Below are 14,611 nucleotides of genomic sequence, written 5' to 3' on the forward strand. Positions count from 1 at the left end.
TTACCTGGCTTTTCTTAACTTTTATGTCGATCAAATTGACTGAACTGGCTATTGTAGAGTCGATAATAGAAGCCGCGCTGGGCGAGTAAGTCCTCATGCCTGCCCTGTTCGACAATTTGTCCCTGGTCGAGAACGAGGATAACATCGGCGTTCTGAATGGTCGATAGACGGTGGGCCACGACGAAACTGGTCCGGCCTAGCATCATATGGTCAAAAGCCTCCTGAACCAAGGACTCCGTCAAACTATCAATCGAACTAGTCGCTTCATCAAGAATAAGCATCTTGAAATCCGTTAAGAGAATGCGAGCAATACAAATTAATTGCTGCTGACCAGCTGACAAATTAGCCCCGGCGACATGAACTGGACTCTCATAGCCCTGGTCCATCTGCTGGACAAGGGGGTGGAGGCGGGCTTTTTTACTGGCAGCTATGACTTCCTCATAAGAAGCGTCTGGCTTACCATAGCGAATATTGTCATAAACCGTCCCTTCAAAGAGCCAGGAATCTTGAAGCACCATCCCAAAAAGCTGTCTCAAGTAGTTTTTATCTAATTGCCGGCTATCGACGCCGTCAATCAGAATTCGACCGCTATCAACTTCATAGAAGCGCATTAAAAGATTGATTAGGGTAGACTTGCCCGCCCCAGTTGGTCCAACGATGGCCACAGTTTGCCCAGCTTGGACTTCAAGAGAGAAATCTTCGATCAGTTTTTGATCTTTTTGGTAAGCGAAGGAGACCTGGTCAAAAGTGAGTTGACCATGAAAATCTTCTATCTGGCCAACTTGGTAGGTATTAGCTGACTCTTTCTCTTCGAGCAGATCAAAAATACGCTCATTAGCAGCCAAGGCAGTCTGCATTTCATTAACCACTGCTGAAATATCATTAAAAGGTTTGCTGTACTGGTTAGCATAGGCCAAAAAGCTAGAAAAAATACCCACTGAAAGCTGACCCGAAACCACTGCAAAGGCGCCGTATAGGCCCACTGCCCCATAGACTAAGCTATTAACCACCCGGGCACTCGGATTAACTAAGGCACCATAAAACTGAGACCAGACCCCGGATTCGTGGAGCTCTTGGTTTAGCCGTGTGAAATCCTCATCGGCTTGCTTCTCGTAAGTAAAACTCTTTACTAAGAGCTGGTTATCTGCCAATTCCTCGGTATAAGCGTGCAGCTGGCCACGAAGAGCTAATTGCGTCTGAAAGAAGCGGTAGGTGCGGTTGGCAATAAAACTAGATACAAGAATGGACAAAGGGGTCAGTACAATAACAATAAGGGCTGTTTTCACATGGATTGAAAGCATCATGAGAAGAACCCCTACAATCATCGCTAGGCCCGAGAAAAAATTAGTAAAACTTTGAATCAGCCCATTTCCAACCAAGTCCACATCGTTAATGGCCCGGCTAACTAAGTCCCCATGGGCGTGCTGGTCAATAAAATTTAAGGGTAACTTGTGGATTTTCTTAAAGAGATCTGTCCGCAAACGTCCCATAAGCCGGTAAGAGACTCGATTGATTAGGCGGTTCTGCCCCCACATGAAGATGGCTGCTAGACTAGCTGTGACGAGTAAATAAATCAGCTGACGGTATAAGGCGGAAAAGTTAACTTGCCCCTGGCCTAGGACCTGGTTAACAGCTTGACCGATTTGAATTGGGACTAAAATTTGACAGGCGACAGACAAGCTGGCTAAAACTAAAATAACGAATAAAAGCAGTCTCTCTTGCTTTAAATAGGCCAATAAGGCACGTAAGGAACTAAGCAACTGGGCTCCCTCCTTCCACTAATTTTTGGGACTTAGCCATGGCATAGTAACTGGGGCTGGTCTCTAAGAGCTCTTCATGATGACCAACGGCTTCGACTTGGCCATAGTTTAAGACAATAATTTGGTCTGCATCAAGTACGGATGCGAGGCGCTGGGAGACCAATAAGACCGTTGCGGGTTTTTGGGCCAGCTGTGAGCGGATCCGGGCTTCCGTTGCAAAATCCAGAGCACTCAGAGCATCATCTAGGATGAGAAGGCCCGCATCTTTAACTAGGGCGCGAGCGATGGTCAGACGTTGGCGTTGCCCTCCAGAGAAGTTTCTTCCTCCCTGGCTCACCTTAGCATCTAACCCACCATCGAGCTGGCGCACAAAATCAGCCGCCTGGGCCTCCTCTAACGCTTGCCACAAGTCGTCATCACTGGCATCCGCCTTGCCCATAAGCAAATTAGAGCGAATCGTCCCCCTCAATAAGGCAGCTCGCTGGGGAACCAGACTGACCATTTGCCTCAAGTCTTCAAGACTGAGCGTTTGAATAGCTTGTCCATTAAAATAAATCTGCCCCCTTGTAGGCTCATAGAAGCGTTCAAGTAAATTCAGTAAACTTGTCTTTCCGGCAGCTGTTGGACCTACAATGGCATAGAAAGCGCCAGGAGCCAAGCTGAGGTTAATCGTTTTAAGGATTTCCGTTTCCCCATAGGCAAAAGAAAGCTCCTTCATCTCAACCGCCACTGCTTGGGTCGGGGACTGGTCCAAAGCCTGGCTAGCTTGGTCTGGGTCTTGGATACTTGGTTTGAGGGCTAATAATTCATCGACACGCTGGATGCCGGCCAAGCCCCGGCTGATCATGACGAGCACCTGAACTAAGACATTAAGGGCTAGTAGGATTGTATTCATATAGTTCACTAGGGCAATGATTTCCCCTTGCTGTAAGGCGCCCAGGTTAACCAAGGGCGCACCAAAATATAAAATCAAGGCAATTAAGAGGTTGACGACAAAGAGGCTGGCTGGATTGGCCAGGGACTGGGCACGAGCAAGCAAAGTCTGCTGGTCTTCAAGAGATTGGTTGGCCCTGTCAAAATGTTCAATTTCACGTTTTTGACTCGCAAAAGAGCGGATATCACGCATGCCCGATAAATTTTCTGCGAAGACTTGGCCCAGATAGTCTAGGCTATCTTGGATAACAGCTAGGATACGGTTAGAAGCTAGGGTAATGAGAGCAAGGATAGCTCCTAAGATTAAGCCGCCCACAATAAAGATCGGAGCAAGCTGGGGGCTAACAACAAAGGACATGACCATAGCTCCGACAAGTAAAATCGGACATCTTGAGGCCAAACGAATGGCCATAGCAATACAAACTTGGATATTATGGGTATCATTAATCATGCGGTTTGCGATTGAGCTCGCCCCTAAAGTCTGGCTCTGCTGCAAGTCCAAGCGGTTGACTTGGTCGAATAAGAGGGCCCGCAATTTAGTCCCCGTTGACTGAGAAACGATCGAGGCAAACCATTGACAGACTAAGGCTAAAAGATAGCCACAGAGAGGAAGAACAAATAATAAGATGCCCCGGCTCTTAATATAGTCTAGATTGCCTGGATGAATCCCGTAATTAATGATATGGGCCATCAGGAATGGCACCAGTAGCTCCAAGATAGCTTCTAAGCTTTTAAAGACAAAACCCGTCAAAGCCCGGCCCTTATTCTCTTTCAACACATCAATGACACGCATAGCCAGCTGACTCCCCTTCTATTCGTTAAAGATTAATCCTAGGATAGCAAATTTACAAGTCGGTCTCAAGCTAGGACAAAAAGAAAAAACTGGGCTTAGCGCCCAGTTTCATGCCTAGTCTCTATTCACAAGCAGACTTGATTGGAAAGTCAATCCTGGATTTTACAAGCTGTAACTAGCCAGGTTCAGGCCCGCTTACCTAATCTTCTGCTAATTCAGTTGTATAGTATACATTTTGCACGTCGTCATCGTCTTCGAGCTTGTCGATAAGATTTTCAAAGCTTTCGGCCTTATCAGCTGGTAGATCAATCAAAGTCTTAGGTACCATCGTTAACTCGGCACTGGCCAGTTCGTAGCCTGCTTCTTTTAGCGCATCACGAACATCCCCGAAATCTTCAGCTTGGCTATAAATTTCGAACACGTCATCCGAAACTTGTAAATCTTCAGCCCCTGCCTCTAAGGCTTCCATCATCATGCTGTCTTCATCCACATCTAAACCTTCACGTTCAATAGCAATATACCCCTTGCGGTCGAACATATAGGCTACTGATCCTGATTCACCCAGGCTGCCACCGTTCTTATTAAAGATAGTCCGCACATTAGTCAGGGTACGGTTGGTATTATCTGTTAGGGTTTCGACATATACCGCGATCCCATTAGGGCCGTAGCCTTCATAGGTCACTTCGTCGTAATCTTCACCACTGTTTTGGTTGGTTCCCTTATCAATGGCGCGCTCAATATTAGACTTTGGCATATTGGCGGACTTCGCTTTATCCATCACCATCCGCAAAGCGGGATTCGATTCAGGCTCTGGCCCACCTTGTTTGACTGCCATATAAATTTCCCGTGATAATTTTTGGAAAACTTTGGCACGTTTGGCGTCTTCAGCACCCTTAGTGTGTTTGATTTTACTCCATTTATTATGTCCTGCCACAAAAGCCCCTTCTTTCCTAAAAGTATTTCAAATTAACGTATCAATAATAGCAAACTTTGAGACTTTTAGCAACTTAAGTTGTTGACTTGGGCACTAGGAGCTTAAGCTGGCCCGGCAAAACATCCACCTGAATAGGTAGGCTCGGTCCAGCATCCCCATCGACATTCGAACTTATGGAGTGGTCCAAAGCCTTGAGGGAGATGTGCTTAGCCCGCTCATAGAGGACAAACTTAGAGGCTGAGATATCGCCTTGGATGGCATTCTGGAGGAGCTCAGGAACGAATTCTAGGCTATGCCGGTCTTTGAGAATAAGTAGGTGAAGCCAACCATCATCTATCCGGGCTTGGTCTACCATATGTTCCAAGCCACCCACAGAATTTGTCAAGCAGATCAAAATTAATTCCGTTTCAACTAGCTGCTGGTGCCCATCAAGCCAGATCTCATAGCTTTGAGCATTGGATTGAAAGAAAGCCTGAACGCCATCTGCTACATAGGCCAATTTCCCCAAACGTTTCTTGGCCTCAGCTTTAGTATCTTTAACCGCTTCAGGGATCTGACCGACTGCTACCACATTCATAAAGTAGTGGTCATTGAGCCGTCCGATGTCCACCGCTTGGAGGGTCAACTGAGAAAGCTGCCTGAGAGCCTCCTTAGGCTGTTGGGAGATCTTTAACACCCGGCCGATATCATTAACTGTACCTAGGGGCATATAACCCAGGGGCAAATCAAACTGATAAGCTGCTAAGGCATTGACCGCTTCATTCAAAGTCCCATCCCCTCCAGCTACAAAAACCGCATCTGCCTGGTCATGGTATTGGGCAATAATCCGCCCCATATCCCCCTCTCCCCGGGTAAAAACCAGCCGGGTATGGGCAAAGCTCTTGGCTAAAATCCAATCTAATTCTGGGGCGACGGCCCGACCCAGACCATTCCCAGCGGCAGGATTAATGATGAGTAAACAGTTCTCCATGGACGAACCTCCTTTGCCCTATTATACTAAAAATTTAAAAATTTGACCGAGCTAAAGCTCCTTGAGTCAAAGTCTTTTGCTATAATAGAGAAAAAGGTCCTTGGAGGTGACTTATGCCAACCCCTTATCCAAAACAAAATTCTTCCCTCATTCATCGTCTGAGTCAAGTCGTTCAGCTAGGCCAGCTTGGCTTAAAAGCCTGTCTAGGCTTATGCTGCGCCCTCGTTTGCCTTGCTCTAGGTTTGGGGCTAGGTTATCTTCTCGGGCTCACTGAAGACCAGGTTATTCCCAGCCGCCAAGAAATGGCCCAAGCAATGATTAACACGGAAGCCCCTTCTCAGCTAATTAGCCAAGATGGCCAAGTCATTGCCCAGGTCCAGCCCGACATCCGACGACAAAATATCCCCCTAGACCAGGTCAATCCGCTCATTGTAAATGGCCTTGTCGCCACTGAAGATGAGTATTTTTTTGACCACCCTGGCTTCGTTCCAAGTGCCATCCTCCGTGCAGCCGTTAGTTACATTCTGGGCATCGGTAATCCCTCCGGTGGGTCGACCCTCAGCCAACAATTAATCAAGCAAAGCTTACTCACAAATGAAGTGTCTATAGCCCGCAAGGCAGAAGAATTACTCCTTGCCATCCGCCTGGAGAAGTTTTTCTCCAAGGAACAAATTCTCGAAGCCTATCTCAATTTCTCTTCTTTTGGCCGCAATGCTAAAGGGGAGAATGTCGCAGGAATTGAAGCGGCTAGCCAAGGCCTCTTTGGCAAAAAAGCAGCCGAGGTCAACCTCCCCCAAGCGGCCTTCCTCGTTGGTCTGGCACAGAATCCTTATAGCTATACCCCCTATAGGCAGGATGGCTCTTTCAAATCTGACGAACAAAACGAACAAGGCCTCCACCGTATGGAAGAAGTTCTAGAGCGGATGCGGATTGAAGAAGTGATCTCAGCAGAAGAATACCAAGCCGCTAAGACTTATAATATCCGCCAAGATTTCATCCAAACAAGTGAACGCACTCCGACTCAAGAAGACCCCAACACCTATCTCTTCCAAGCCCTGAAACGGGAAAGCTTACATATTTTAACCCAACGACTCGTCGAAGCAAGGGGAGAAGATTGGGAAAGCATAAAAAGTCAGCCCGACCGTTTAGTAAACTACTATGATGAAGCCGAACAAGTCTTTAAGAATCGTGGCCTAGAGATTCAAACTACGATTCAATTGGACCTCCACCAGGCCTTAGCATCTAATCTTGAACAAACTGCAAGCCGTCTGGGCAGTCCTCGGCATGGCGATGTGGTTCAGAATGGTACGGTCTTAATCGATAATCATACAGGAGCTATCCTTGCCTTCACTGGAGGAATTGATTACGAGCACCAGCAAACTGACCACGCTTTTTCGACTCGGCGGTCGCCTGGGTCGACGATCAAACCCCTGCTTACTTATGGCCCAGCCCTCCAAGAAGGCTTGATTAGCCCTGCCAGCCGACTTGCGGATAATTACATTCGAAGTCAAGAAGAAGACGGCACTTACTATGAGCCGAGTAACTATGGCCAGACGATCTCCAATCAAATGGTCACAGCTAGGCAGGCTCTGGCCCAGTCGCTAAATAACCCAACCGTCCACCTCTACCATGCCCTCCTCCAGCAAGGGGCAGACCTCAAATCCTATATGGACCGCCTAGGCTTCGACCAAGCAATCGCTGACCATGAGTATCAGAATCTCGCTCTCAGTCTAGGGGGAACGCAAACGGGGCCCACAGTCGCTGAGATGGCAGCTGCTTATGCGGCTATTGCCAACGGAGGAGTCTACCATAAGCCCCATCTTATCCAGAGCATCCGGGACCGGCATGGCAATCTTTACTACCAAGTCAACAGTCAAGAAGAGCGTGCCTTTAACCCTGATGTGGCCTATATCTTAGTGGATATGCTTAAGTCAGTTAAGACAGAAGGTCTCTGGCAGGACCACCAGCATGTCTTAGCCGGAGACCTAGACTGGATGGTCAAAACCGGGACCTCTGAAGGCTATATCGATAGTTGGGTGGTTGGTAGCACACCAAGTATTAGCCTGGCTTCCTGGATTGGTTATGACAATCCCGAAATCCAACAAAGTCTTGACCAAGCAGACGATAACCAGGCTTTTGGCCGTCCTTCAGACCGCCATGCTCGCGCTATGAATCGTCTCTATGCCAGTAATGCCCAGCTTCTTGGTGCCGGACAAAGCTTTGAGCGCCCTGCAAGCGTCCAAGAATACTCAATTGTAGAAAAGACCGGCCAAGCTCCCGGAGCTTTCCCCGGCCCCTATCAGAGTCGCTATCAGGTTTCCGCAGAAGCACCGATGAAAACAGAAATCTTTCCTCAGCATATGCCCCGACCTGACGCTAGTTTTAATTATGCTATTGGGGCTGAACTGGATGAAATCGCCTATGAATTAGAAGACTACCGCTTAAAAGACTCAGAAGCAATTAATCGCCGATTCCGTTCCATCCTCCAGGGCTATCGCCAGCGCTTGGAAAAATCTTTTAACCGTTCTTTTAAAGCCATTAAGGGAATTAAGGATGACGAGGATGAAAACCAGGAAAATCAGCAGCCCAATCGAAATGACCAGCCTTAAGTCCAAAAAGGCCCTCAAACCGTTCTTAAAAACAGTTTGAGGGCCTTTTTCATAGCTTTATATAAGCGCAAGAAGCAGTCCCAGCAGGAACTAGCTATTTCGTTGAATCCCGTACAATGATCTTGTAGGGCAGGATATTTTTGTTCTCAATAATTTCATCTTCTGCTGTTTTTTCACCCATCAACTTGGTCAAAATCCGCATAGCCACTGCCCCGATATCATAGAGTGGCGGTGCTATCGTTGTGAGCTGAGGACGGACAATTTCCGTAATAATGGAGTTATTGGATGACACAATGGAAATATCTTCTGGTACCTTGAGGCCATGGTCTTGGACATAATTGCTGACCCCGGCGGCTAGCTCATCACCGATAATCATAGCTGCCTGAGCCTTGGACTCAATGAGTTGTTGCCCCACCTCTTCTGCTGCCCGGTAACGGGAGTTTTCAGCGGTTAGCACCAAGGCCGGATCCAATGTTTTGTTATGGCTAGCTAGGGCATCTTTATAACCATTAAAGCGTCCTAATTCGTCATCTACCTGGTATTCAGGAGCTGAAATAAAGGCGACCTCTTCAATTCCCTGGTCAAAGAGACGCGAAACAGATTCTGAAACAGCTGATTCATAGTCAATATGAACGGAAGGCATAGTGCCTTCAGGATCAATCATGCCAGCCAAGACAATCGGTGTCCGCGTCCGTTCCACTTCATGGCGGATCTTATCGGTCATGGTATGCCCTAAGTAAACCAGCCCATCAACTTGGCGCGATAAGATATCTGTTACGACTTTTTCTTCCCGCCCCTGGTCAGCATTGGCCATAATAATACTGTAATCATACATAGCCGCAATATCATCAATACCTAGCGCAAAACTTGAAAAATAAAGATTCGTGATGTCGGGAATGATCACCCCAACTGTAGTGGTCCGCCGACTGGCTAAACCTCTAGCCACAGCATTTGGACGGTAGTCCAGTTTCTCAATAACTTTCATTACTTTTTCGCGAGTGGATGGTTTGACATTGGTATTGCCATTAACCACACGCGATACTGTTGCCATGGAGACTTCAGCTTCACGCGCAACATCATAAATTGTTACAGTTTGTTTGTTCATGCTTTCCCTCCTCGATTATTCCACATGCAGTCATTGTAAGTATAAGCAAGTCTTTAAAGAAATGCAAGCGTTTACTAAAAGAATCTTATCAGCTTTCATCACTGTTTCAAATTAGCTATAGCGTTTTCACTAAAAATGAGCACAAATACTATTTTGACACTAATTGCCGATTAATACAATAGTAAAGTGCCTAAATTTGAAAACTTTTACATTCATTAATGAAAATATTACAAAAAAGCCCAGCCTATCAGCTGGACTTTTAAATGCTAGTATTTACTTATGCCATTAAGCCTTAGCTTCTGCCTGGTCTTTGGCATCCTTAGCTTCTTCTTTGGCAAGATCCTTAGCTGCCTTAGCATCTGCTTTCGCTTCATCTTTGGCTACTTTGCCTTCTGCCTTTACTTCTTCGCCAGCAGCCTTGGCTGATTCTTTAATTTCTTGGCCAGCCTCTTTAGCCACTTCCTTGCCTTCTTCAGCACTTGCTTTAACTGAATCTGAAGCTTCATTGTAAGCTTCTGCAATATCATGCTTAGCTGCCTGGTATTGTTGGTTAACTTCTTCGCCTGTTTCAGCTAATTGTGACTTGATATTGCTGGCTGATTCTTTCAAGTTTATGCGGATATCATCTGCTGCAACATAAGCAGTGTCGTAGATAGCTGCCCCTTTTTCTAAAGCGAGGTCCTTGTAGTCACGGGCTGTATCGCGAGCTTGGCGCGCTTGTTCATTTAAATCTTGACGCAACTCTTCACCTGACTTAGGTGCAAATAAGAGAGCTGCCACTGCTGCTGCTGACCCGCCAACCAAGGCGCCTAATAAGAATGATCCTAAATTATTTTTACTCATGATAATAACTCCTTTAACTCTTAAAATGCTTTACTTTTTGAAGCTTCTTTTACCTTACGGATATAACGTTTTTGCTTGAGTAGCTTAGCGGTCTGGCCCAACTTCTCCACAGCACCTGGTTTTTCTTTAGCAGGTCCTGCCGCAAGTTGGCTATTAACTTGGCTAGCCGACTTATCTTGGCTTTTTTGGTCTTTTTGCCGGATGCTAACCACCAAGTCCCGGGTCGCGTCATTGACATCCGAAACCGATACGCCCAGGTCACCGATGGCCTTAAATAAAGGATCCACAGTGCTCACTTTACCGTTAACATCATCCATCAGCACATTCGCCTTATTCAAAAGCCCCTGCGCTTCAATCGATAGATCATCGACATCCCGTCGCAATACAGCTAAACTATCATTGACTTCTTCAACGGTTTGACTCACATTCTTAATCGTTGTTGTGAGCTCTCTCACTAGTAAGACTAAAAATACAACCAAGACTGCAAAAGCTATCGCAGCAATTAAGGCTGCAGCTCCGCCCCATGTCATCTTGCACATCACCCCTTAAATTATCGGGTAAGCTCTTCAATTTATAGTTATTGCTTCCCATTTTCATAGGATAATGATACCATTTTTTCTTAGAGAATACAAAAAATAATCCTTTTTTCCAAGTCGCAATCAAGCCTAGCAGTCAGAAAACTTTACTTTTGCTCCCATTCTCCTTAAAATTAAATTATCTGAAAGATACAAGGAGGAAAACATGTCGCAAATCAAAAATTTTATTAGCAATTACCTTGCTAACATCGACTGGGAGCAATTGATTAGCTCTTGGTTCGGGAATCTCATGCAGATTATTATTACGGTTTTAATTCTTTCTATCGTCCGCCGCTTGTTAGCACGATCAGTTGATTTTTATTATGATAAGGCGGAGCGTTTCGAAAAGAACCCAGCTCGCCAGCAAACCCTTCGCACCCTGATCCAGAACTTCATCCAATACACCTACTACTTCGTGGTTATTTATTCGGTGCTTGCCATCTTGGGTGTTCCTATGGCTACCCTGATGGCTGGGGCTGGGATTGCTAGTGTGGCAATTGGTATTGGGGCCCAAGGTTTGGTTAATGATATTGTCAACGGCTTCTTCATCCTCTTAGAACACCAATTTGATGTGGGCGACACGGTTCTCATCAATGACTATGAGGGTGAAATTTCTAAGCTGGGCATCCGGACAACGGTGATTAAGGACTTTAATGGGGACTTACACTTTATCTCTAACCGGAATATCACGGATGTCACCAACCGGTCCCGCTACCCCATCCGCTGCGATATTGACCTACGTATCTATCCTGATTCGAATGCCGATCAGATTGAAGCTGTGCTCAAAGAAGCCATGGAAAAAGAAGCGCCAGATGCTCTACTCGCTCAAGATCCTATCTACCTAGGGGTCTTCCGCGATAGCAACCGCTTCAACCTGATTTACCGGGTCCGCCTCTTTGCAGTCAATGGCAAACAACTTGATGTTGAAGGTAAGTACTACAACAAGTTAACAGATGCTTTAGACCAGGCAGGCATTAGCCAACCGGAATCACAATATAATACCTCCATGGCCATGCTCCAAGCCCGAGAAGAAAAATACAATGAAGAGGCCTAAAAATACAAAAAGCAGCTCCCAAAATGCAAGGGAGTTGCTTTTTTATCTGAAAAATTAAGCGCTCGGGACTAAAAACTAGAGCTTTAACTTGCCCTGGTCAAGATCGGCTTGAAGAGCAGCCAGCGCTTGCCCCCTATGGCTGATTGCAGCTTTTTCTTCTGCTGTCATTTCAGCCGTCGTTTTGCCCTTGCTTGGAACATAGAAGAGCGGATCGTAGCCAAAACCATTGGACCCCCGCTCTTCTCTTAAAATCTCTCCTTGGAGCTGCCCCTCATAGTCAGCTAAAATCTCGCCATTGCTAGCGGCTACCACTAGGGCACAATGGAAGGCAGCCTGCCGGTCACTGTCAGCTACGTCTGCCAAAGCTTCGAGTAGTTTAGCTCGGTTTGCCGCATCAGACTTTTCCGGACCTGCATAACGCGCGGAATAAATTCCCGGTGCCCCATCTAAGGCATCTACGGATAAACCGGAATCATCGGCTATCACGATCTCTCCCAAAGCTAGGGCAGCTGTCCGTGCCTTAATCCCCGCATTCTCTAAGAAACTCCGTCCATTCTCTTCAATATCATCCATTTCAGGGTGGTCTAAGAGGGTCTCTACTTGGTAATCGGAAAAGATCAATTGAAATTCCTTAGCTTTACCTGGATTTTTGGTTGCAATAACAATTTTTTTCATCGTATGTCCTCCTATAAATCACTTAATTTAACTTGTTGAACCGCCATCTCTTGGCCGAGCCAGTCTTGGCCAATTTCTTTAAATAAACGGACCGAACCTGTCGTGTAGAATTGATGGCTTGCCTGGCCTGGTTGGGTCTCAGCTAAGCCAAGATAGTCTAATAAGATGGATAATTCTGACACAGCCTCAGCCCCTGAATTAATCAGGGTCACTTCTTTGCCCATAACATGCTGGATGGTTTGTTCTAAAAGCGGAAAATGCGTACAACCTAAGATTAGCGTATCTAGCTTCTGCTTACGTAAATCAGCCAGAGTCTCAGAAACTAATTTCTTGGCCAAAGACGATTTGTATTGATGGCTCTCAACCAAGGGCACAAAGGCGGGGCAAGCATGAGGGAAAAGCTCTAAATGAGCGTTCTTAGCCCACAAGGCTTCCTGGTAGGCGCCGCTCTCGATGGTTCCCTGGGTCCCTAGAATGCCAATCCGTCCATTCTGGCTAGCTTTATTGGCCGCTCGGGCGCCTGGCTGGATCATACCAATCACAGGAATCTCTAGACGTGCTCGCACTTCCTCCAAACAAACAGCAGAAGCCGTGTTACAAGCGATCACTAAGATTTTAGCACCTTGCTTTAGCAAGAAATCAACCAATTGATTGGTAAAGGTGCAGACCTCTTCTTCAGGTCTAGGGCCATAGGGGCAGCGCGCATTATCACCAATATAGAGCAAGGATTCATTCGGCAGCTGGTGCATGGCTTCTTTGACAACAGTTAAGCCCCCGACCCCCGAGTCTAAAAAGGCAATAGGTAAATTCATAAATTTCACAAATCCTTTATATTCAAATTCATGTTACAATTGATTAGAAGGTAATTATTATTACTTAATGGAAAGGTGGCTTTTAAATGAAAATTGCTTTAATTGCTCATGATAGCAAGAAAGATCTAATGGTTGCGTTCACCACAGCCTATAAGAAGATTTTACAAGATCATGAGCTTTTTGCAACTGGTACGACTGGAAAGAAAATTCAAGAAGCGACAGGACTGGATGTCCACCGCTACCAATCAGGTCCCCTGGGTGGCGACCAGCAGATTGGTGCAGCTGTTTCACAAAATGAAATGGACCTAGTGATTTTCTTGCGTGATCCCCTAGCTGCCATGCCTCACGAGCCCGATGTCAATGCCCTCATCCGTCTCTGTGACGTCTATAATGTACCATTAGCAACAAATATTGGGACGGCAGAAGTCCTCATCCGTGGCCTTGAAGCCGGCTTCTTAGACTGGCGCTCCCAATATGACAACGGCGCCATCAACAAAGACATCCTGGCCAACCTAGCCCACGGCGACCCCAATCGCCCAATTAAATAAAGGGTGTGAGAGGATGCGGGAGAAAGGGAGCTCTGGAACAAAAGGCTGAGGAAGTCTGAAAGACTTCAGCAGACTTTTGTGAAGAGGAGCCCTTTCTGCATCCTCGAACCCAACTAAGGGTGTGAGCAAAGGCGTCTATAAAGGGATGACTGGAGGCAAAGAGGATAAGAGCGGCTGCAAGCCGATCGTTCCACTTTGCTGAAGTCACTCCCTTTCTGCCTTTGCGAACCCGACTAAAAAGGGTGTGAGGGCTGGCGCCTAGCTTTCCTTCACTGGAGCAAGTCACCAGAGCAGTCTCACAGACTGCGGCGGAGACTTGTGAAGTGACAGGAAAGCTGCCAGACCGAACCCAAATAAAGGGTGTGAGGGCTGGCGGGAGAAATAGACCTCTGGAGCAAAGAGCCAGAGAAGACTGTTAGTCTTCGGCGGGTCTTTGTGAAGAGGAGCCACTTCTGCTAGCCCGAACCCAACTAAAGGGTGTGAGCAAGAGCGGTTAAACTTGAATGATTGCAGACTAGCAGGAGAAATAGACTTCCATCACACTTTCATAGCATTTCTAAGCACTTGAGCGGTTAGGCTTGGCCCAACCGCTCAATTTTTTTGCTTATTCGCTTATAAGTATTGTTCGAGAATTTGCTCAAGCTTTTCTTTTGGCGTATAGCCAATTAGGGTTTCAACAGCTTCGCCATCCTTTTTAATGAGCAGGGTTGGGATGGACATAATCCCAAATTGACGGGCAGTTTCTTGGTTTTCATCCACGTCAACCTTAGTGAACTTCACTTGGTCACCCATTTCATCATCTAATTGTTCAATGACTGGACTTTGCATCCGACAAGGCCCACACCAAGTCGCCCAAAAATCAACCAGGACAAGGCCTTCTTTTGTTTCAGCTTCAAAGTTTGCATCGTTTAATGCTTGTACCATGAGATACCTCCTTGATAAATTCTTTACGCTATACGATTAGTATAACATAGGCTCCTTCATTTAAGATACGATTTGC

The 14,611-nt window shown here is 46.4% G+C and carries 13 protein-coding genes; 3 read left to right on the forward strand and 10 right to left on the reverse strand.

The annotated features are described in order from the left end of the window. Positions 1-14: 14 nt before the first annotated feature. The 4 genes from F6I03_RS02275 to F6I03_RS02290 form a co-directional block, all read right to left on the reverse strand. Positions 15-1,760 (reverse strand): ABC transporter ATP-binding protein, encoded by a 1,746-nt coding sequence (locus F6I03_RS02275; protein WP_070431779.1) that lies wholly within the window; start codon positions 1,758-1,760, stop codon positions 15-17. Then, entirely contained in the window at positions 1,753-3,486 is a 1,734-nt protein-coding gene (locus F6I03_RS02280; RefSeq protein ID WP_070431780.1) for an ABC transporter ATP-binding protein, read from the reverse strand. The genes F6I03_RS02275 and F6I03_RS02280 overlap by 8 nt, the downstream gene beginning before the upstream one ends. Before the next feature lie 199 nt (positions 3,487-3,685). Beyond that, positions 3,686-4,420 carry a YebC/PmpR family DNA-binding transcriptional regulator gene (locus tag F6I03_RS02285; protein ID WP_070431781.1) on the reverse strand — a complete coding sequence of 245 codons (735 nt, stop codon included), beginning with the start codon at positions 4,418-4,420 and terminating at the stop codon, positions 3,686-3,688. 73 nt (positions 4,421-4,493) lie between these two features. Beyond that, positions 4,494-5,390 (reverse strand): diacylglycerol/lipid kinase family protein, encoded by an 897-nt coding sequence (locus tag F6I03_RS02290; protein WP_070431782.1) that lies wholly within the window; start codon positions 5,388-5,390, stop codon positions 4,494-4,496. Positions 5,391-5,503: 113 nt separating this feature from the next. Here F6I03_RS02290 and F6I03_RS02295 point away from each other — a divergent pair, with 113 nt between their 5' ends. After that, complete coding sequence (locus F6I03_RS02295) at positions 5,504-7,999, forward strand: transglycosylase domain-containing protein (protein WP_150983045.1); 2,496 nt, start codon at positions 5,504-5,506, stop codon at positions 7,997-7,999. Positions 8,000-8,093: 94 nt separating this feature from the next. On the opposite strand, the gene F6I03_RS02300 is transcribed toward F6I03_RS02295, so the two are convergent. From F6I03_RS02300 to F6I03_RS02310, 3 genes are all read right to left on the reverse strand, one after another. Continuing rightward, positions 8,094-9,104, reverse strand: a complete 1,011-nt coding sequence (locus tag F6I03_RS02300; RefSeq protein ID WP_070431784.1) for a substrate-binding domain-containing protein — start codon at positions 9,102-9,104, stop codon at positions 8,094-8,096. A 285-nt stretch (positions 9,105-9,389) separates the two neighbouring features. Beyond that, the gene (locus F6I03_RS02305) at positions 9,390-9,947 is read right to left on the reverse strand and encodes a YtxH domain-containing protein (RefSeq protein ID WP_070431785.1); all 558 of its coding nucleotides are present in this window, start codon (positions 9,945-9,947) and stop codon (positions 9,390-9,392) included. A 20-nt stretch (positions 9,948-9,967) separates the two neighbouring features. Next, on the reverse strand, positions 9,968-10,477 hold the full coding sequence (locus F6I03_RS02310; RefSeq protein WP_070431786.1) for a DUF948 domain-containing protein: 510 nt from the start codon (positions 10,475-10,477) through the stop codon (positions 9,968-9,970). A 211-nt stretch (positions 10,478-10,688) separates the two neighbouring features. Here F6I03_RS02310 and F6I03_RS02315 point away from each other — a divergent pair, with 211 nt between their 5' ends. Continuing rightward, entirely contained in the window at positions 10,689-11,576 is an 888-nt protein-coding gene (locus F6I03_RS02315; RefSeq protein WP_150983046.1) for a mechanosensitive ion channel family protein, read from the forward strand. Between the two features lie 75 nt (positions 11,577-11,651). On the opposite strand, the gene F6I03_RS02320 is transcribed toward F6I03_RS02315, so the two are convergent. Beyond that, positions 11,652-12,251: an XTP/dITP diphosphatase gene (locus F6I03_RS02320; protein WP_070626069.1), complete on the reverse strand. Its 600-nt coding sequence runs from the start codon at positions 12,249-12,251 to the stop codon at positions 11,652-11,654. 11 nt (positions 12,252-12,262) lie between these two features. Beyond that, on the reverse strand, positions 12,263-13,063 hold the full coding sequence (racE, locus tag F6I03_RS02325) for a glutamate racemase (protein WP_070431789.1): 801 nt from the start codon (positions 13,061-13,063) through the stop codon (positions 12,263-12,265). 86 nt (positions 13,064-13,149) lie between these two features. Between racE and mgsA the strand changes: the two genes are divergently transcribed. Continuing rightward, entirely contained in the window at positions 13,150-13,611 is a 462-nt protein-coding gene (gene mgsA, locus F6I03_RS02330; RefSeq protein ID WP_070626067.1) for a methylglyoxal synthase, read from the forward strand. Between the two features lie 612 nt (positions 13,612-14,223). Here mgsA and trxA read toward each other — a convergent pair. Further along, the gene (gene trxA, locus F6I03_RS02335) at positions 14,224-14,535 is read right to left on the reverse strand and encodes a thioredoxin (RefSeq protein WP_070431791.1); all 312 of its coding nucleotides are present in this window, start codon (positions 14,533-14,535) and stop codon (positions 14,224-14,226) included. Between the last annotated feature and the right edge of the window lie 76 nt (positions 14,536-14,611).

This window comes from Aerococcus sanguinicola (assembly GCF_008726925.1).
Lineage (GTDB): Bacteria > Bacillota > Bacilli > Lactobacillales > Aerococcaceae > Aerococcus.

Coding starts and splice junctions, on each gene's coding strand:
- F6I03_RS02280 (WP_070431780.1), bottom strand. CDS start 3,486: ATGCGTGTCATTGATGTGTTGAAAGAGAATAAGGGCCGGGCTTTGACG.
- F6I03_RS02290 (WP_070431782.1), bottom strand. CDS start 5,390: ATGGAGAACTGTTTACTCATCATTAATCCTGCCGCTGGGAATGGTCTG.
- F6I03_RS02295 (WP_150983045.1), top strand. CDS start 5,504: ATGCCAACCCCTTATCCAAAACAAAATTCTTCCCTCATTCATCGTCTG.
- F6I03_RS02300 (WP_070431784.1), bottom strand. CDS start 9,104: ATGAACAAACAAACTGTAACAATTTATGATGTTGCGCGTGAAGCTGAA.
- F6I03_RS02305 (WP_070431785.1), bottom strand. CDS start 9,947: ATGAGTAAAAATAATTTAGGATCATTCTTATTAGGCGCCTTGGTTGGC.
- F6I03_RS02310 (WP_070431786.1), bottom strand. CDS start 10,477: ATGACATGGGGCGGAGCTGCAGCCTTAATTGCTGCGATAGCTTTTGCA.
- F6I03_RS02315 (WP_150983046.1), top strand. CDS start 10,689: ATGTCGCAAATCAAAAATTTTATTAGCAATTACCTTGCTAACATCGAC.
- F6I03_RS02320 (WP_070626069.1), bottom strand. CDS start 12,251: ATGAAAAAAATTGTTATTGCAACCAAAAATCCAGGTAAAGCTAAGGAA.
- racE (WP_070431789.1), bottom strand. CDS start 13,063: ATGAATTTACCTATTGCCTTTTTAGACTCGGGGGTCGGGGGCTTAACT.
- mgsA (WP_070626067.1), top strand. CDS start 13,150: ATGAAAATTGCTTTAATTGCTCATGATAGCAAGAAAGATCTAATGGTT.
- trxA (WP_070431791.1), bottom strand. CDS start 14,535: ATGGTACAAGCATTAAACGATGCAAACTTTGAAGCTGAAACAAAAGAA.